The organism is Micromonospora sp. NPDC085948, from assembly GCF_040686315.1.
Classification (GTDB): domain Bacteria; phylum Actinomycetota; class Actinomycetes; order Mycobacteriales; family Micromonosporaceae; genus Micromonospora.
The window spans coordinates 429,810-446,802 of record NZ_JBFBJW010000001.1 but is presented as its reverse complement, the minus strand read 5'-3'; the positions used below and the strand labels follow the sequence as shown (position 1 = coordinate 446,802).

The following is a 16,993-nucleotide window of genomic DNA, read 5'->3' as shown; positions in this document are numbered from 1 at the left end:
CGAACAGGAGGTGAATGCCACTGTTCCGGCGTCTTCCCGGCGGCGGCGCGGCATGGCAGGCTACCGGCACTGGAACCACTGGGCGACCAGCCAACGATGACTGACCGCTAGGAGGACGGCCCATGGGCGAAATGGTGACCTACCGCAGCAACGGGGGTACGAGCGAGGGGTATCTCGCGATACCCGCCAGTGGTTTGGCCAGCCCCGCCGTCATCGTCATCCAGGAGTGGTGGGGGCTGGTCCCGCACATCCGGTCGGTCGCGGAGCGGTTCGCCGAAGCCGGCTTCGTCGCTCTCGCCCCGGACTTCTACCACGGTGAGACGACAAGTGAGCCGGACGAGGCGCAGCGACTGCTGATGGCGATGCGGATGGACGAGGCGGCGAAGGACATCGCCGGCGCGGCCGACTATCTCGCCGGGCGGCCGGAGGTCACCGGTAAGGTCGGTGCCGTGGGCTTCTGCGCCGGTGGCAGCCTCGCCCTCTGGTCGGCCACCGTCTCCGAGCGGATCGTCGCGACCGCCGGTTTCTACCCGGTGCTGCCGTGGGAGTCGATGCGCCCCGACTGGGCCGACTATGCCGGCAAGGCCGCGGTCGTCCACTGCTCCGAAGAGGACGGCACCTCGGCCGCCGAGGGCGTGCAGACCGCCCGCCGGGCCATCGAGGAGGCCGGCGGAGACTGCCACCTCTACGACTATCCGGGCACCTCACACGCCTTCTTCAACGACGACCGCCCGGAGGCGTTCGACCAGCGCGCCGCCGCCAGTGCCTGGGCCCGCACCCTGGAACTCTTCCGGGCCAAGCTTGGCTGAGTCCCGTACCCCCGAGCAGGTGGTCGCCCGCGCAGCGCGGGCGACCGACCTGGCCGACCTGGACGCGGCGGTGAGCGACTGTTTCGCCTGCCCCCGCTTGGTCCGGTGGCGGGAGGAGGTCGCCCGCACCCGCCGGGCTGCCTTCCGCGACCAGGAGTACTGGGGTCGCCCGGTGCCGGGCTTCGGCACCGGGGACGCCCGGATCGCCATTCTCGGGCTGGCACCCGCCGCGCACGGCGGCAACCGCACGGGCCGGATCTTCACCGGTGACCGGTCCGGTGACGTGCTGTTCGCCGCGCTGCACGGGGCCGGGCTGGCCAACCAACCGACAAGCGTCGCCGCCGACGATGGGCTCGCCCTGCGAGACCTGCGGATCTTCTCGGCCGTCCGTTGTGCGCCGCCGGACAACAAACCGACCCCGCCCGAGCGGGACAACTGCGCGCCCTGGCTGCACCGCGAGGTCACGCTGATCCAGCCCACGCTGCGTGTCGTCGTCGCGCTTGGCGCGTTCGCCTGGGCCTCGTGGTGGCCGGTGCTTCGCGAGGTGTACGGGCAGCGCCCGCCCAGCCCGCGACCGAGGTTCGGTCATGGGGCACACTGGTCCGGCACGGCCGCTCCGGACTTGCTCGGCTGCTACCACGTCAGCCAGCAGAACACCTTCACCGGGCGGCTGACACCAAAGATGCTGGACGACGTCTTCGGCCAGGCTAAGCAGCTGGCCGGGGTGGACTGAGACGCGCGTGGGGTGGTGGCGATGACCGACGGAACACGCGCCCCCACTTCGTTGCCGGCCGCCGAGCCGGGGGTGTCGCGCTCGGCGCTCGGTCTGCTTCGCCGGTGGTGGCCGGTCGCCGCGGTCGCCGCACTGCTCGGCGGTGCCGCGCTGGCGTCCGGGCACTCGTCGATCGGGGCCAGCCGGATCCCGCCAGCCGCGGAGGACGTCCCGTGGGTGCCCGAGTACCCGACCGCCGAGCCGTCGCGGTCCATCCCGGTCGAGCCGCGTACCGCCGGTGAGGCCACGCAGGCACACATCCCGGAGTGGGTCGCCACCGTGGCGATGGCTCTGCTCGGGCTGGCCATCCTCGCCGCCCTCGGTTACCTGTCCTGGATCCTGATCCGGGGCGCACTGAAACGCACCAACCGGGCCCTGCCGACGCAGCGGGCCCGGCGTACCGCCGAGGGCACCGCCCGGGAGGTGGTCGCCGCCCTCGACGCCGGCCTGGTGGAGCTCGACGACCGGGACACCGACCCCCGGGTGGCGGTGATCGCCTGCTGGGTGCGCCTGGAGGAGGCCGCCGCCGCGGCCGGCGTGCCCCGGCTCGCCGGGGACACCCCCACCGACCTGGTCAGCCGGCTGTTGCACGGTGACCCGGCGGCCGGCGTTCCGGCGATCGTCAGCACCGAGGTGCTGGCCGAGTTCGCGCACGTCTACCGGGAGGCCCGCTACGCCACCCGCCCGGTCGACGAACGCACCCGCGACCAGGCCCGCGCCGCACTTCGTCGGCTGCGCGGAGAGCTCACGGCGGTGGCCTCATGAGCAGCACCAGCATCGACGACCTGCTCGCGTTCGACGAGGAGGCGGCGCCGAAAGGCCCGCAGGCACCCCGCTCCCGGACCGGCCCGGTGGTACGCGCCCTCTTGTCGGCCGCCGCGGTGGTCGCGGTGTTGCTCGTCGGCCTCCGCGCGGTCGGCCTCCAGGTCTCGCTGCCGGTACTCATCGCCGGGGTGCTCGCCGTGCTGGGGGTCCGCCGGATCACCGCCCTGCTCGCGCCGCCACCCCCGCCGCCGCCCGCTCGTCGGGCCGGCACGGGTGAGGAGGACGGCAGCTACAACTGGGCCACCCGGGACGCGCTTCGTGGCGCGATCAACCAGTGGGAACGGCCGCTGGACTGGTCCTCGAACCGACCCGAACGTTTTACCGGGGTGGTCCTGCCCCGGATCGGTGAACTGGCCGACGAGCGGATGCGCCTGAAGCACGGCGTCACCCGCGAGTCGGACCCGGCCCGCGCCCGCGTCCTGCTGGGTGACCGGCTGTGGACGTTCCTGGAGACCCCGCCTCGCCGCACCCCGTCGCCACGCGACCTCGCGGTGATCGTCGCCGAACTGGAGAAGATCTGATGAACGACGTGGACCGGAGTATTGCCCCCGCCGAGGTCGGCCACCTGGCTCGGGCGGTCCTGGACGCGGTCGGCACCGTCGTGGTCGGCAAGCGGGACGCGTTGGAGCTGGTCCTCGCCGGCATCCTGGCGGGTGGCCACGTGCTGCTGGAAGATCTGCCGGGGCTGGGCAAGACGCTCACCGCTCGCTCGTTCGCCCAGGCGCTGGGCCTGGACTTCCGCCGGTTGCAGTTCACCCCCGACCTGCTCCCCGCCGACGTCACCGGCTCGTTCCTGTATGACCAGCGCAACGGCGACTTCACCTTCCGGGCCGGGCCGGTCTTCACCAACCTGCTGCTCGCCGACGAGATCAACCGGACGCCGCCGAAGACGCAGTCCGCGCTGCTGGAGGCGATGCAGGAGAAGCAGGTCTCGGTGGAGGGGGTGACCTACAAGCTGGACGAGCCGTTCCACGTGCTGGCCACCGCCAACCCCATCGAGTACGAGGGCACGTACCCGCTGCCCGAGGCCCAGTTGGACAGGTTCCTGCTGCGGGTCTCCTTCGGTTACCCGCAGCACGAGGAGGAGTGGGAGGTGCTCCGCCGCCGGATGAGCCGTCGCCGTGAGGAGGCGGACATCAAGCCGGTGGTCGACGCCGCCACGCTGCGGGCCATGCAGGCCGCCCTGGAGGACGTGGTGGTGGAGGACTCCATCGGCCGTTACATCGTCTCCCTCACCGCGGCCACCCGGGAGCACCCGTCGGTGCTGGTCGGCGCCTCGCCGCGCGGATCGTTGGCGCTGCTGCTGCTGGCCCGGGTCCGCGCGGTGTTCGGCGGACGGGACTACGTGGTGCCGGAGGACGTCAAGGAGGTGGCCGCTCCCGCCCTGGCCCACCGGATCACCCTGCGCCCGGAGATGTGGTTGCGCCGGGTCGACCCGGCGTTCGTGGTCGGCGAGGTGCTGGAGGCCACCCCCGCTCCGGCGAGTGGCGCGCTGCCCAGCTACGCCGCGGGCGGGCCTCGGCACTGATGACCGGACCGACCGCGCCGATGGCCACCGAGCCGGAACCGGCTGCTGGCTGGGCACCCACCTGGGCGCTCGGCCGGGCGGTGCTGCTCGCCGGCCTGCTGCTGGTGGCGGGGGTGCTGCTGGGACGGGTCGACCTGATCGTGCTGGCCGCCCCGTTCGCGCTGGGCACCGCGTACGCGCTGCGCCGGCGGCCCACGGCGCTGCCGCAGGTGTGGATCAGCCAGGATGAGGACGGGCCGCTGGTCGAGGGCGGCGACGTGACGGCGGCGGTGAGCGTCGGCAACCCGGACAGCGTCGACTACGACCTGGTGGTGGTGCGTTCCCGCGTGTCGCCGTGGCTGCGCATCACCCGGGCCGGCTTCGCCCGCGACGGGGCCGTCGACGACGTGCCGTCCGCCGCCACGACGCCGGCCGACGGTGGGGCTCCGGCCAGCGGCCGGGGCCGTTCGATCGCCGACCGGCCGTTCGTGACAGCGGTGCCCACCGGGACGGTGGCGGATCTGGAACTCGCCGGCCGGGCCGTGCGCTGGGGCCGGCATCCGGTGGGACCGGCCGGTGCGCGGGTCGCCACGGCGGGCGGCCTGCTGGTCTCCCGGGCGGTGCTCACCGAGCCGGTCCGGGTGCGGGTGTACCCGCGTACCGAGCCGTTCGAGGCTGTCGAGGCCATGCCCCGCGCCGCCGGGCTGGTCGGGGCGCACCACTCCCGCCGGCCCGGCGAGGGCGGCGAGCTGGCCGGCGTACGGATCTTCGCCCCGGGGGACCGGCTGCGTCGCATCGACTGGCGGGTGTCGTTGCGCGCCCGGCAGCTGCACGTGGCAGCCACGCTCTCCGACCGCGACGCGGAGGTGGTGGTGCTGCTCGACGTGCTCGCCGAGGCTGGCCGGTCCGGCGGGGTGAGCGGTGCCGCCTCGGTGCTGGACACCACGGTCCGGGCCACGGCCGCGATCGCCGAGCACTACCTGCACCGCGGCGACCGGGTCTCCCTGCTGGAGTACGGGCCGGGCGCTCGCCGACTGCGTCCGGCCGCCGGGCGTCGGCAGTACCTGACCGTTCTCGAGTGGCTGCTCGACGTGCACGTCCATCCGTCCTCGCACGAGCCGTACGACCAGGTCTTCGGCCCGCAACTGCTCTCCTCGGACGCGCTCGTGGTGGTGTTGACTCCGCTGCTGGACGAACGGTCGGCGCAGATGCTCGCCCGGTTGGCCCGCGCCGGGCGGTTCGTGGTGGCCGTCGACACACTGCCGACCGACCTGGCGTCACCGAAGGACCTGGGCTGGGCCGAGGTGGCGTACCGGCTGTGGCGCCTGGACCGGGAGGTCATGATCGGGCAGCTCCGGGAGCACGGCGTACCTGTGGTGCGCTGGGCCGGTGCCGGCAGTCTGGACCAGGTGTTGCGGGACGTGGCCCGTTTGGCGACGGCTCCGAGGGTTGGTGGCAGATGATCGACGCGGTGACCGGGCGGGTTCGGGCCGCCCAGAACGCGGTGGCCCGCATCAGTGTCACCCCGCTGCTGGTGCGGGCCGGGATCTTCGTCATCGTGTTTGCCGGGTTCGTCCTGGCCTTCCCCTCCGAGGTGCTTTCCGGCCGACCGCTCCTCTTTCTGGCGGTGACCGCGCTGCTGCCCGCGCTCGGTCCGCGCCGGGTCTGGGCGGTCTTCACGGCGTTGGTCACGGTCGGCGGTTGGCTGCTCGCCACCGACGGGTACGGCCGCCCGGTCGCCCTCTGGCGGCTGCTCGCCGTCGCCGCCCTGCTCTACCTGGCGCACACCCTCTGCGCGCTGGCCGCACTGTTGCCCTATGACGCGGTGGTGGACCCCGCGCTGATCAGCCGGTGGTTGCTGCGGGCGGGTGGCGTCCTGCTGGGCACCGCGGTGCTGGGGGTGCTGTTGTTGCAGGCCGCGGGCATGGGTGGGGAGGCCGGATACCAGTGGGTGACCCTGCTGGGGCTGCTGCTGGCCGTGGGGACGGCGGCGTTGCTGGGCTGGCTGCTGCGACGGCGGTGACGGCTGCGATCTGAGGGTTACGCAGGTCACACGGGTTGTGCTCCGTCACAGATGGGGGCCGCGAGCGGCATTACCTGAGCCGGCCGGGGAAAGATAGACAACGTGAATCCGAAGCGGATCCTTGTGGTGGGTGCCGGGCACGTCGGTCTGTACGCGGCGCTGCGCCTGTCGAAGAAGCTCAGCTCCCGTGAGGCTGAGGTCATGGTGGTGGACCCCCAGCCGCACATGACCTATCAGCCGTTCCTGCCCGAGGCCGCGGCGGGCAACATCTCCCCGCGGCACTCCGTGGTGCCGCTGCGCCGGGAGTTGAAGCGGTGCAAGATGGTGGCCGGCACGGTCACGCGGATCGAGCACGACCGCAAGGTCGCCACCGTGCAGCCGATCAGCGGCCCGGCCCGGGAGATCACCTACGACCACGTGGTCGTGGCCCCGGGGTCGGTCTCCCGCACCCTGCCGATCCCTGGTCTGCATGAGCAGGGCATCGGGTTCAAGACCATCGGCGAGGCGATCTACCTGCGCAACCATGTCCTCGACCGGCTCGACGTGGCAGCCGCCACGGCGGATGCGGACGTCCGACGGTCGGCGCTGACCTTCACCTTCGTCGGCGGTGGGTACGCCGGCATCGAGGCGCTCGCCGAGATGGAGGACATGGCCCGCGACGCCCTGCGCTACTACCCGGAGCTGAACCAGGACGAGGTTCGCTGGGTGCTGGTCGAGGCGACCCAGCGGGTGCTGCCCGAGGTCGACCGGGACATGGGCGCGTACACCGTCCAGCAGCTGATGAAGCGCAACATGGACATCCGGCTGGACACCCGGCTCGAGTCCTGCGTCGACGGGGTGGTCAAGCTCTCCGACGGTGACAGCTTCCGGTCCGACACGATCGTGTGGACCGCTGGCGTGAAGCCGTCGCCGATGCTGGACGCGACCGACTTCCCGCGCGACGACCGTCGGCGGATCACCTGCCTGCCCACCCTTCAGGTGGTCGACGGTGACCAGGTGGTCGAGGGCGCGTGGAGCGCCGGTGACTGCGCCGCCGTGCCGGACCTCACCAAGGAGCCGGGCAACTTCTGCTCGCCGAGCGCCCAGCACGCGGTGCGTCAGGCCGCCCGGATGGCCGACAACATCGTGGCCGTGGTCCGGGGCCGCGAGCCGGTCAACTACAAGCACAAGCACGTCGGCAGCGTCGCGAGCCTCGGTCTGCACAAGGGCGTCGCCCAGGTGTACGGCATCAAGATGACCGGCTGGCCGGCCTGGGTCATGCACCGGACGTACCACATGAGCCGGATCCCGTCGTTCAACCGCAAGGTCCGGGTCGTGGTGGACTGGTCGTTGGCGTTCTTCCTCAAGCGTGAGGTGGTCGCCCTGGGGCAGTTGCACGACCCGCGCGAGGAGTTCGTCGAGGCGTCCCAGCCGGTCGGTGCCCCCCGCGTCTGACCCGAACACGCACGAGTAAGGCCCCTTCCTGCCGGTTGCGGTGGGGAGGGGCCTTTCTCTGTGCGACGGCGGTGGTCAGACCCGCCAGATCCAGGCGTCGGCCATCCGGGTCGCGGGGCCGTAGAGCTGCTCGAGGGTGTTTCGCAGGCTCTCCGCGTGGGGGGCGTCGTCGGCCAGCGCCACGCACGAGGCGCCCCAGAAGTCCGCGTCCACGGTGGCCTGCCGGCGCTGCTCCTCGCCGATGGCCGGTTGGTCACCGCGTCGGGCGACGTCCGCCAACAGAGCGGACGTGGGCTGCTTGAAGGTGCCCATCGCCGCGGTGCCGCGCCGCCCGTACGGGCCGATGAAGAACCCCTCGGGCAGGCTGAAGGCGGCGTTGGCGGCCGTGGCCCAGCGCATCGGTCCGGGTTCCTTGGGCGTGGGCAGCGGCACCGGCACCAACACCCCACCGGGTGGCACGCACTGCCGCCAGTGGCCGCCGGTGACGAACTCCGGCACGGCGGTCCGTTCGATCGTCGGCAGGGGAGTGGGGAAGATCGGCAGCAGTGCCGCGCAGACGGCCAGGGGCACCAGCCGTCGGGCCCGACCGGTGCCGCGCAGAGCCCGGTCCACCGCCAGCACGAGCAGCGTCGCGACGATCGGCAGCAACGCCAACGCGAACCGCATCGGCAGCGCGCCGTCCACTACCGGCAGCCCGCCGATCAGGGCGTACGGGCCGGGAATCGCGGTCCTGGTGCCACCGAGCACCACCTCGGGGCCGAGCGAGAGCGCACCCATCACCAGGCCCGCCACGACGCACGCGAAAACCAACCGGCGATGCCGCCCGGCCCAGCTCGCGCAGGCCACGGTGACCAGCAGCAGGGGCCAGCCCAGGAAGGTGTTGTACTCGGCCGGACCGGTGGTCAGCCGGGCCGCCTCGGCGCTGCCGGCCACCGAGAGCGGGGAGACCGCCCACCAGCTGCTCAGGTCGGCGGAGAAGTAGGCCGGGGTGAACATGCCGTCGGCGACCCCCTGCGGGCCGGCGAACTGGAACCACAGCGGGTAACCGAGCACCAGCAGGGAGAGCCCGGCGGCGATGGCCAGCCCACCGGCGAAGCCGGGCAGCACCCGCCGGGCCAGGTCCCGGTCCGCCACGGCGTAGCTGATCGCCATCACCAGCAGCGTGGCGGCGGCGAGGAAGAGCACCTCCTCACCGATGAACACCTGCGCGCTGACCGCGCCGGCCAGCCCGGCCGCCGAGGTGACCATCCGTCGGCGATCCGGGCCGCCGGGTCGGGTCCGTCCGGTCTCGTCGGGGGGCACCGGCCCCGGGTCGGCCGCCCGCAGTAGCCGGACCACCAGCCAGACGATCACCGGCACCAGCCACTGGGCGGTCATGTGCAGGTGGCTGTTGGTCTGCGAGACCATGCCGGGACCGAAGCCGCACAGGCCACCGCCGAGCGCGGCGGCGAGTCGGCGGGCGCGCAGCATCCGGTGCAGCAGCAGGTACCAGGCGACAGCGGTGCCGGCGAGGTTGGCGGCGGCGAGGAGCGCGAAGCTGACAGGTGCGCCCAGCAGCAGGGTGACCGGCGCGACGACGATGCCGAGCGCGATCACCGTGGTGTTGGCCATCAGGTTGACGCCGTCGGGCGCGTTGAGCCGGTCGGTGAGCAGGTCGAAGTCCCCGAGCAGCGCGCGGGCGTCGACCGCCAGGAACCATTCGTAGAGGGTCTGGTCCTCCGGGTTGAGCGCCAGGGTGCGGCCGGCCGGATCGGGCCACAGCCCGTGGGTGAGCCACCCGGCGAGCGCCACCCAGGCCAGAGCGACGAGCAGATCCGCCCGGTGTCGGTGGACGGCGGCCAGCAGGCGAGCCGCCCGAGGCCGGCGGTCGCCCTGACGGTCGAGGCGGAAGGCCTGCTCAGGGGCCGTGGGGGCTGCGCTGCTCACGGCACCGACCCTAATGTGGCCAGCCGTGCTGGGTACGTCAGGTCGCCGCTAACCGGTTACGGTGACACTGCACCTCGCGTGTCGACGCGCCGGTGCCACCCGCCCGGGTGGTGGAAAGGCAGACACGGCCGCCTTAAAAGCGGCTGCCGCAAGGCGTGCGGGTTCGACCCCCGCCCCGGGCACCCACCAGCTCGACACATTCTCATTCGTGATCACCAGGACTTGGCCGTGCCGTCTACTCTTGAAGGGCACGTTCACGTGCAAACGACCCCCTGAGGGAGGCCAGACAGTGAAGACCTCGAACCCGGTGCTCGCCCGGCTCGGCCAGGCGGCCGAGCGGGAGCGCTCCGCCGGGTACGCCCCGGCCGGGCCGTACGGACAGCCCGGCATTCCCCAGCAGTACCCGTCCCAGGCCGGTTACCCGGCCGCGCCGCCCACCGTGGCGCCGATGACGGTCGACGATGTCGTCGTCAAGACCGTCGCTCTGCTCGGCATCCTCGGCATCACCGCCGCGGCCGCCTGGGTGCTCGTGCCCGACGCGCTCGTCGGCACCGCCTGGATCGGCGCGGCGGTCGTCGGCCTGGTCCTCGGCTTGATCATTTCGTTCTCCCGGATGGCCAACCCGGCGCTCGTCATCGCGTACGCGGTCGTCGAGGGCGTCTTCGTCGGCATGGTCAGCAAGGCCTTCGAGACGCTCTACGACGGCATCGTGCTCCAGGCGGCGGTGGCCAGCTTCGGCATCTTCTTCCTGATGGCGATGCTCTACCGGGCGAAGGTCATCCGGGCCACCCCGGCATTCGTCAAGGGCATGATCGCGGCGATGGTCGGCCTCTTCGCCGTCATGATGATCAACCTGGTGCTGGCGCTGTTCGGCGTCAACACCGGCCTGCGCGACGGCAGCCCGCTGGCCATCGGCTTCAGCCTGGTCTGCATCGTGGTCGCCTCGCTGAGCTTCGTGCTCAGCTTCAAGGAGATCGAGGACGGCGTCCGGATGGGCCTGCCGCAGCGCTACTCCTGGGTGGCCGCGTTCGGCATCCTGGTCAGCCTGGTCTGGCTCTACATCGAGATCCTGCGCCTGCTGAGCTACTTCCAGGGCGACGACTGACCTCGTCCGCACTGCCGACCGGCGCCCGCTCCCGCTTCGGCGGGGGCGGGCGCCGTCGTCAGCGCCGTTTCCCCGCCGCCGCCGGTCCGCCCGGGGCAGAGTGACTGCGAGGGCCACATGCCCTGGGGGTACGCGGGCGAAGGAGGCGGCGGTGCGCAGCAACAACCCGGTACTCAACCGGCTGGACGAGACCGGCCAGGTCGAAGCCCGGGTGCTCGGCGCCCGCGACGTCGAGCCGATGACTGTCGACGACGTGGTGACCCGTACCGTCGGGTTGCTGCTGGTCACCGGTGTGGCGGCGGCGGTGTCCTGGGCGGTGATCCCGGACGCGGCCTGGCTCGGCGCCGCGCTGGCCGGCAGCGCGCTCGCCTCGATCGCGCTGGTCCTGGTCATCTCGTTGCGGGGCATCACCAACCCGGTGCCGATCGTCGGCTACGCCGTGCTCCAGGGCCTGCTGCTCGGGGTGGCGAGCCGCACCTTCGAGCAGGTCTACCCGGGCATCGTGGTGCAGGCGGTGGCCGGCACGTTCGGCGTCTTCCTCGGCATGGCGGCGCTCTACCGGGCCCGGGTGATCCGGGCGACGCCCCGGCTGGCCCGCCTGGTGATCGGGACGTTGCTCGGGATCGCCGTGCTCAGCGTGGTCAACCTGGTGTCGTACCTGATCTCCGGCCGGCCGGGTCTGGCGGTCTACAGCGTCAGTGGTCAGGTGGGCTGGCTGCCGTACGCCTTCTCGGTGGTGGCCATCATCGCCGGGGCGTTCAGTTTCATCCTGGACTTCGACCTCGTCGAGCGCTCGGTGCGCGACGGCCGCCCCCGCCGGTACGCGTGGCTGAGCGCGTTCGGCCTGCTCACCGGTCTGGTCTTCCTCTACTGGCAGCTGCTGCGGCTGCTCAGCTACCTGCGTCGCTGACCGGCGCGCGGGTCGGCCGTAGACTCGGCGGCGATGAGCGCAGCGGAGTTGGAACAGGCCGTACGGTTGCTGGTCGGTCAGGTCGGGCACTGGCAGCAGCCGCGCTGGGCGGCCGTCGCGACGACCGGCAACGTGCCCCGCGCCGACCTGGTGCACCGGTTGGTGCAGGAGCTCGCCAACCTGGCCGCCGACGCCGAGGGCGAACCGCGCCGGAGCGTGCCCCGGCTGGACAACGACCTGGCGCTGCCCGACCAGTTGCGGGTGGTGACGGCCGACCTGCGGGCCACCGGAGCCGGCGACGAGGTGTTGGCGCGGGCCGCCGGCGAGGTGACGGCGACCCGCAGCGCGCTCTGAGGCCCACTCCGTGAGGCGCGGGGGCAGGCTGCCTCAGCTCAGCTCAGCCGTTCGAGCACCATGGCCATGCCCTGGCCGCCGCCCACACACATGGTCTCCAGACCGATGGTCTTGTCGTGCCACTCCAGGGCGTTGAGCAGGGTGCCGGTGATCCGGGCGCCGGTCATGCCGAACGGGTGACCGACCGCGATCGCCCCGCCCATCACGTTCAGCTTCTCCTCCGGGACGCCCAGCTCGCGGTAGGAGGGGATGACCTGCGCCGCGAACGCCTCGTTGATCTCGACGAGGTCGACGTCGTCGATGGTCATGCCCGCGCGGCGCAGCGCCTGCCGGGACGCCTCGACCGGCCCGAGGCCCATGATCTCCGGTGACAGGGCGGTCACCCCGGTGGAGACGATCCGGGCCAACGGGGTCAGCCCCAGCTCCTCGGCCCGCTGGGCGCTCATCACCACCACGGCGGCCGCGCCGTCGTTGAGCGGGCAGCAGTTGCCGGCGGTGATCCGACCGTCCGGACGGAACACCGGCTTCAGGCCGGCGACCGCGTCCAGGGTGACGCCGGCCCGGGGACCGTCGTCGGTGCTCACCACGGTGCCGTCCGGCGTGGTGACCGGGGTGATCTCCCGGGCCCAGAAACCGTCGGCGATGGCCTTCTCGGCGAGGTTCTGGCTGCGTACGCCGAACTCGTCCATGTCGGCGCGGGTCACGTCGTGAACCTGGGCCAGGTTCTCCGCGGTCTGCCCCATGGTCAGGTAGATGTCGGGCAGCTCACCGGCCTCGCGCGGGTCGGTCCACACCTCGGCGCCACCCTGCGCGCGCTGCTTCGAGCGCTCGCCGGCCGCCGCGAAGCGCGGGTTCTCCCAGCCGCCGCCGACCAGGGCCTGCGCCTCCGGCGGCAGCCCGTCGGAGCTGCCCCGGGCATAGCGGGAAACCATCTCCACACCGGCGGAGACGAACACGTCGCCCTCGCCGGCCCGGATCGCGTGCATCGCCATCCGGGTGGTCTGCAACGACGAGGCGCAGTAGCGGGTCAGCGTGGCGCCGGGCACCGTGTCCAGACCGAGCAGGGTGGACACCACCCGGGCCATGTTGAAGCCCTGCTCGCCCCCGGGCAGGCCGCACCCGAGGTAGAGATCGTCGATCGTGGTCGGGTCGAGTTGGGGGATCTTGTCCAGGGCCGCCTGGACGATTGTCGCGGCGAGGTCGTCGGAGCGGACGTCGCGCAGGGACCCCTTGTGCGCCCGGCCGATGGGGGAGCGGGCGGTGGCGACGATGACGGCGTCGCGGGACGACTCAATCGGCATGAGCCAACGTTAACCCGCCAGTAACATGGCGCGGAAGAAGCCGACGCGGCGGGAAATGTCACCCTGGCCGGAGACGATCTAGCGCCGGGTCGCGACCGTCGCCGCGGCGACGATGGCGGGCAGCAGCGCGTGCGCCCACACCCGGTAGCCGTCGGCGGACGGGTGGAAGCCGTCGTGGCAGAGCGTCCCCGCGTCGGCCCGGAACACCGGCCCGGTCTCGGTGGCGAGGTCGACCACCGAGCCGCCCGCGTCCAGCACGGCGGCGGTCTGCGCGCGGGCCATCCGACGGCCCGACCAGCCGACCACCTGGCGCAGCGGCGGCGCGATGGCACGCACCGCGCCGAGATCGGGGCAGGTGCCCACCACCACCTCGACCCGCGCCTCCCGCAGCCGGTGCACAGCGGCGGCGAGATAGGCCGCCGCGTCGGAGGGACGGCGCAGCCCGGTGGCGTCGTTCGCGCCGATCAGGATCAGCGCCACGTCGGGCCGTTCACCGAGCAGGGCCCGGGCCACCTGGGTGGCGAGGTCCGTCGAGCGGGAGCCCGAGACGCCGACGCTGGACAGGTGTACGCGTCGGCCGGCCGGACCCTCGGCGAGCAGGTTGGCCAACTGCCCGCCGATGGTGTCGTCGAGACGGTCGACGCCCACGCCGAGCGCCGACGAGTCGCCGAGCAGCACCAGCCGCAGCGGCGGAGCGCCCGCCCGGCCGATCGTGGCCCGCAGGACCAGCCCCAGCTCCGGTTGGGCGTAGCGCCGGTGCCGGGCGACGAACGCCTCACCAGCCAGGACGGCTGCGCCGCCCACGGTGCCGGCGAGCAGCGAGAACGCCGCTGCCCGACCCAGCCGGCCGGCGAGGCCGGCGGTCACGCCCCGGTCGCTGCGCTCGTTCATGCCAGTCCCTCCACTGTCGAGGCGTCGGGGGCGGATCCGTGTTGCGGCACCGCGACGACACCGAAGAACGCCCGGCGGCGCAACTGCGCCCACCGGCCGGCCGGCCCTCGGTCGCGGCCCCGGACCTGGGTGCCACTGACCTCGGTGCCGGCGTGCCGGGCCGCCTCCTGCGCGGCCTCCGGCAGCGACCGTACGCCCTCTCCCCACGTCGGTGTGGCCCGGCGCTCCTGCCCCGCGCCGAGCGCGGACAGCATCGTCGGCAGGAGAGCGGCGGCGCACATCGCGTACCCCTCGGCGGAGGGATGGAACCGGTCCCACGCGAACATCCGGGTCGGCTCCGCCGCGAACCGGGGGCCGAGGAGATCACCGAGGGAGACCGTCCAACCGCCCGCCTCCACCACCGCGACCGTCTGGGCTGCGGCGAGTTGTCGGCTCCACCGGTGCGCCAGCCACCGCAGCGGAGGCTGGATCGGACGGATCGCCCCCAGGTCGGGGCAGGTGCCGACGACCGCCTCGCAGCCGTTGTCGCGCAGCGTGTGCACCGCCTCGACGAGGTAGCGCACCGCCAGCCCACGCGGGGTCCGGTTGGTGATGTCGTTGCCGCCGATGAGGATCACCGCGATGTCGGGTCGGCACTCCAGCGCCGCCTCCACCTGGTGGCGAAGTGCCGACGAGATGGCACCGACCACCGCGAAGCGGTGCAGTTGAACCGGCCGGTGCAGTCGACGGGACAGGCCGGTGGCGAGCAGCGCGCCCGGCGTCTCCCGACGGCGGTGCACCCCGTAGCCGGCGGCCGACGAGTCACCGAGCACGACCATGGTGAGGGCTGGGCCGGGGAACTTCGCGCCGTAGATCCCGTCGCAGCGCGGCGGCGGTGCCTCGGCCATCGGGATGGTGCGTCGGGCCTGCCGGGCCTGGCCGAGCAGCACCCCGCCGGTCGCCACCGCGGCCGCCGCGGTGGCGCCCGTCCCGATCGCCGCCAGGCGGGCGAACCGCCGGGTCTGCCGCCAGCGCTCACCGGGTACGACGGAATCAGCCACCCCCATACCACGACATTATCGCGCCGGTCCGACACGCCGCTGTCGTCGTGACGGCTCCCGAGTGCCTGGAAACCGACGCGGCGGGGTATCGGTACGGCAGAGGCCGGCCGAGTTGCGCCGACCCGCCACGCTGATCCGGCGGAGAGGAGCGCGACGATGGGGAAGACACTGAAGCGCAGCGCGGCCTTCGCGGCCCTGGCGCGGGCACTGACGGCCGGGGCACGCGGGGGGCCGTCGCTGGGCACGCGGTTGGCTGCGTTGCCCCGGATGATCCGGGCCACCACCAAGGGGGAGTACGACGGCGGCCTTCGGCTGGCCCTGATGACGGCGGCGACGGCGTACATCGTCTCGCCGATCGACCTGCTCCCGGAGATCCCGCTGGCGATCTTCGGGCTCGCCGACGACGCTGTCATGATCACGTGGTTGGCGGGCAGCGTGCTCGCCGAGACCGATCGCTTCCTGGAGTGGGAGGCCCGCCGCAGCTCGGTCATCCCCGGGGGGCTGGTGCCCTGACGGCACGTACGCTGGGCGACGAGGAAACGTCTGCCCGGCCGCCGTTGCCGGCGCCGCAACGAAGGGCACACCGTGCAGTACTACGACAACGTCGTCGACATGATCGGCAACACCCCGCTGGTACGTCTGCGTAACGTCACCGAGGGCATCCAGGCCACCGTGCTGGCCAAGGTGGAGTACGTCAACCCGGGCGGCTCGGTCAAGGACCGGATCGCGCTGCGGATGGTGGAGGACGCCGAGGCCGCCGGCCTGCTCAAGCCCGGCGGCACCATCGTCGAGCCGACCAGCGGCAACACCGGCGTCGGGCTGGCCCTGGTGGCCCAGCTCAAGGGCTACAAGTGCGTCTTCGTCTGCCCGGACAAGGTCAGCCAGGACAAGCAGGACGTGCTCCGGGCGTACGGCGCCGAGGTGGTGGTCTGCCCGACCGCCGTCGCCCCGGAGGATCCGCGCTCGTACTACAACGTCTCCGACCGGCTGACCCGGGAGATTCCCGGCGCCTGGAAGCCCAACCAGTACAGCAACCCGGCCAACCCGCGCTCGCACTACGAGACCACCGGCCCGGAGCTGTGGAAGCAGACCGAGGGTGGGCTGACCCACTTCGTGACCGGCGTCGGCACCGGCGGCACCATCTCCGGCATCGGGCGCTACCTCAAGGAGGCGTCCGAGGGTCGGGTGCGCATCATCGGGGCCGACCCGGAGGGTTCGGTCTACTCCGGCGGCACCGGCCGGCCCTACCTGGTGGAGGGCGTCGGCGAGGACTTCTGGCCGGAGACGTACGACCAGGGTGTCGCCGACGAGATCGTCGAGGTCTCCGACAAGGCCTCCTTCGAGATGACCCGGCGGTTGGCCCGCGAGGAGGGGCTGCTGGTCGGCGGCTCCTGCGGTATGGCCGTGGTCGCCGCGCTGGAGGTCGCCCGCAAGGCCGGCCCGGACGACGTGGTGGTGGTGCTGCTGCCGGACGGCGGCCGGGGCTACCTTTCCAAGATCTTCAACGACTCGTGGATGGCCCGGTACGGCTTCCTCGACAACTCCGGCGCCGAGCCGACCGTTGCCGACGCGCTGGCCAGCAAGCCGGGCGGGCTGCCCGAGCTGGTGCACGTGCACCCGACCGAGACGGTCCGCGACGCCATCGACTACATGCGCGAGTACGGCGTCTCGCAGCTGCCGGTCCTCAAGGCCGAGCCGCCGGTGGTGACCGGTGAGGTGGCCGGCTCGATCGCCGAGCGGGACCTGCTCGACGCGCTCTTCACCGGCCAGGCCCACCTGCACGACACCATCGAGCGGCACATGGGCGACCCGCTGCCGATGATCGGTGGCGGTCAGCCGGTGAGCGAGGCGGTGGGCCTGCTGGAGAAGTCCGACGCCGCCCTGGTCCTGGTCGACGGCAAGCCCAAGGGCGTCCTGACCCGCCAGGACCTCCTGGCCCACCTGGGCGCCCACTAACCCAACCCCAACCCCAACCCCAACCCTGCCCCACCCACCCACCCACCTACCCACCCACCTACCCACCCACCCACCCACCCTGCCTGGTCGATCAAGGAGTTGTGGTGGTGCGCAATTCGGGCACCCATGCCCAAAGTCCC

The 16,993-nt window shown here is 72.6% G+C and carries 17 protein-coding genes and 1 tRNA gene; 14 read left to right on the top strand and 4 right to left on the bottom strand.

Features of this window, described 5'->3' with window-relative positions:
• The first annotated feature begins 122 nt into the window (after positions 1-122).
• The 8 genes from AB0O48_RS02135 (at position 123) to AB0O48_RS02100 (ending at position 7,370) form a co-directional block, all read left to right on the top strand.
• The gene (locus AB0O48_RS02135; RefSeq protein WP_357572514.1) at positions 123-809 is read left to right on the top strand and encodes a dienelactone hydrolase family protein; all 687 of its coding nucleotides are present in this window, start codon (positions 123-125) and stop codon (positions 807-809) included.
• Positions 810-828: 19 nt separating this feature from the next.
• Complete coding sequence (locus tag AB0O48_RS02130) at positions 829-1,542, top strand: uracil-DNA glycosylase (protein ID WP_357572554.1); 714 nt, start codon at positions 829-831, stop codon at positions 1,540-1,542.
• Between the two features lie 21 nt (positions 1,543-1,563).
• Positions 1,564-2,346, top strand: coding sequence for a DUF4129 domain-containing protein (locus AB0O48_RS02125; RefSeq protein WP_357241743.1), 783 nt, complete (start codon positions 1,564-1,566; stop codon positions 2,344-2,346).
• Positions 2,343-2,927 (top strand): hypothetical protein, encoded by a 585-nt coding sequence (locus AB0O48_RS02120; RefSeq protein ID WP_357241746.1) that lies wholly within the window; start codon positions 2,343-2,345, stop codon positions 2,925-2,927. Before AB0O48_RS02125 ends, AB0O48_RS02120 begins: the two co-directional genes overlap by 4 nt.
• The gene (locus tag AB0O48_RS02115; RefSeq protein WP_357241749.1) at positions 2,927-3,934 is read left to right on the top strand and encodes a MoxR family ATPase; all 1,008 of its coding nucleotides are present in this window, start codon (positions 2,927-2,929) and stop codon (positions 3,932-3,934) included. The genes AB0O48_RS02120 and AB0O48_RS02115 overlap by 1 nt, the downstream gene beginning before the upstream one ends.
• A complete protein-coding gene (locus tag AB0O48_RS02110) occupies positions 3,934-5,376 on the top strand; it encodes a DUF58 domain-containing protein (protein WP_357572515.1) in 1,443 nt (480 codons plus the stop codon). Before AB0O48_RS02115 ends, AB0O48_RS02110 begins: the two co-directional genes overlap by 1 nt.
• The gene (locus AB0O48_RS02105; RefSeq protein ID WP_365062431.1) at positions 5,373-5,936 is read left to right on the top strand and encodes a hypothetical protein; all 564 of its coding nucleotides are present in this window, start codon (positions 5,373-5,375) and stop codon (positions 5,934-5,936) included. Before AB0O48_RS02110 ends, AB0O48_RS02105 begins: the two co-directional genes overlap by 4 nt.
• 102 nt (positions 5,937-6,038) lie before the next feature.
• Entirely contained in the window at positions 6,039-7,370 is a 1,332-nt protein-coding gene (locus AB0O48_RS02100) for an NAD(P)/FAD-dependent oxidoreductase (protein ID WP_357241758.1), read from the top strand.
• Positions 7,371-7,445: 75 nt separating this feature from the next.
• Here the strand turns inward: AB0O48_RS02100 and AB0O48_RS02095 are convergent, their stop codons facing one another.
• Complete coding sequence (locus tag AB0O48_RS02095; RefSeq protein WP_365062428.1) at positions 7,446-9,296, bottom strand: hypothetical protein; 1,851 nt, start codon at positions 9,294-9,296, stop codon at positions 7,446-7,448.
• A gap of 101 nt (positions 9,297-9,397) precedes the next feature.
• Here AB0O48_RS02095 and AB0O48_RS02090 point away from each other — a divergent pair.
• From AB0O48_RS02090 to AB0O48_RS02075, 4 genes are all read left to right on the top strand, one after another.
• Positions 9,398-9,478, top strand: a tRNA-Leu gene (locus tag AB0O48_RS02090).
• 107 nt (positions 9,479-9,585) lie between these two features.
• Positions 9,586-10,401 (top strand): Bax inhibitor-1/YccA family protein, encoded by an 816-nt coding sequence (locus AB0O48_RS02085; protein WP_357241764.1) that lies wholly within the window; start codon positions 9,586-9,588, stop codon positions 10,399-10,401.
• 151 nt (positions 10,402-10,552) lie between these two features.
• Complete coding sequence (locus AB0O48_RS02080; protein WP_365062426.1) at positions 10,553-11,311, top strand: Bax inhibitor-1/YccA family protein; 759 nt, start codon at positions 10,553-10,555, stop codon at positions 11,309-11,311.
• 33 nt (positions 11,312-11,344) lie between these two features.
• Positions 11,345-11,665, top strand: a complete 321-nt coding sequence (locus AB0O48_RS02075; RefSeq protein ID WP_365062424.1) for a hypothetical protein — start codon at positions 11,345-11,347, stop codon at positions 11,663-11,665.
• 38 nt (positions 11,666-11,703) lie between these two features.
• Here the strand turns inward: AB0O48_RS02075 and AB0O48_RS02070 are convergent, their stop codons facing one another.
• The 3 genes from AB0O48_RS02070 to AB0O48_RS02060 all read right to left on the bottom strand — a co-directional run bounded on the left by AB0O48_RS02070 (position 11,704) and on the right by AB0O48_RS02060 (position 14,903).
• A complete protein-coding gene (locus tag AB0O48_RS02070) occupies positions 11,704-12,966 on the bottom strand; it encodes an acetyl-CoA C-acetyltransferase (RefSeq protein WP_357572518.1) in 1,263 nt (420 codons plus the stop codon).
• Between the two features lie 78 nt (positions 12,967-13,044).
• Positions 13,045-13,857 carry an SGNH/GDSL hydrolase family protein gene (locus AB0O48_RS02065; protein WP_357241777.1) on the bottom strand — a complete coding sequence of 271 codons (813 nt, stop codon included), beginning with the start codon at positions 13,855-13,857 and terminating at the stop codon, positions 13,045-13,047.
• A complete protein-coding gene (locus tag AB0O48_RS02060) occupies positions 13,854-14,903 on the bottom strand; it encodes an SGNH/GDSL hydrolase family protein (protein WP_357241780.1) in 1,050 nt (349 codons plus the stop codon). The genes AB0O48_RS02065 and AB0O48_RS02060 overlap by 4 nt, the downstream gene beginning before the upstream one ends.
• Before the next feature lie 150 nt (positions 14,904-15,053).
• Here AB0O48_RS02060 and AB0O48_RS02055 point away from each other — a divergent pair, with 150 nt between their 5' ends.
• Together AB0O48_RS02055 and AB0O48_RS02050 are read left to right on the top strand one after the other, a co-directional pair.
• Entirely contained in the window at positions 15,054-15,410 is a 357-nt protein-coding gene (locus tag AB0O48_RS02055; protein WP_357241782.1) for a YkvA family protein, read from the top strand.
• Positions 15,411-15,482: 72 nt separating this feature from the next.
• Positions 15,483-16,853 (top strand): cystathionine beta-synthase, encoded by a 1,371-nt coding sequence (locus AB0O48_RS02050; RefSeq protein ID WP_088946256.1) that lies wholly within the window; start codon positions 15,483-15,485, stop codon positions 16,851-16,853.
• Positions 16,854-16,993: the final 140 nt, after the last annotated feature.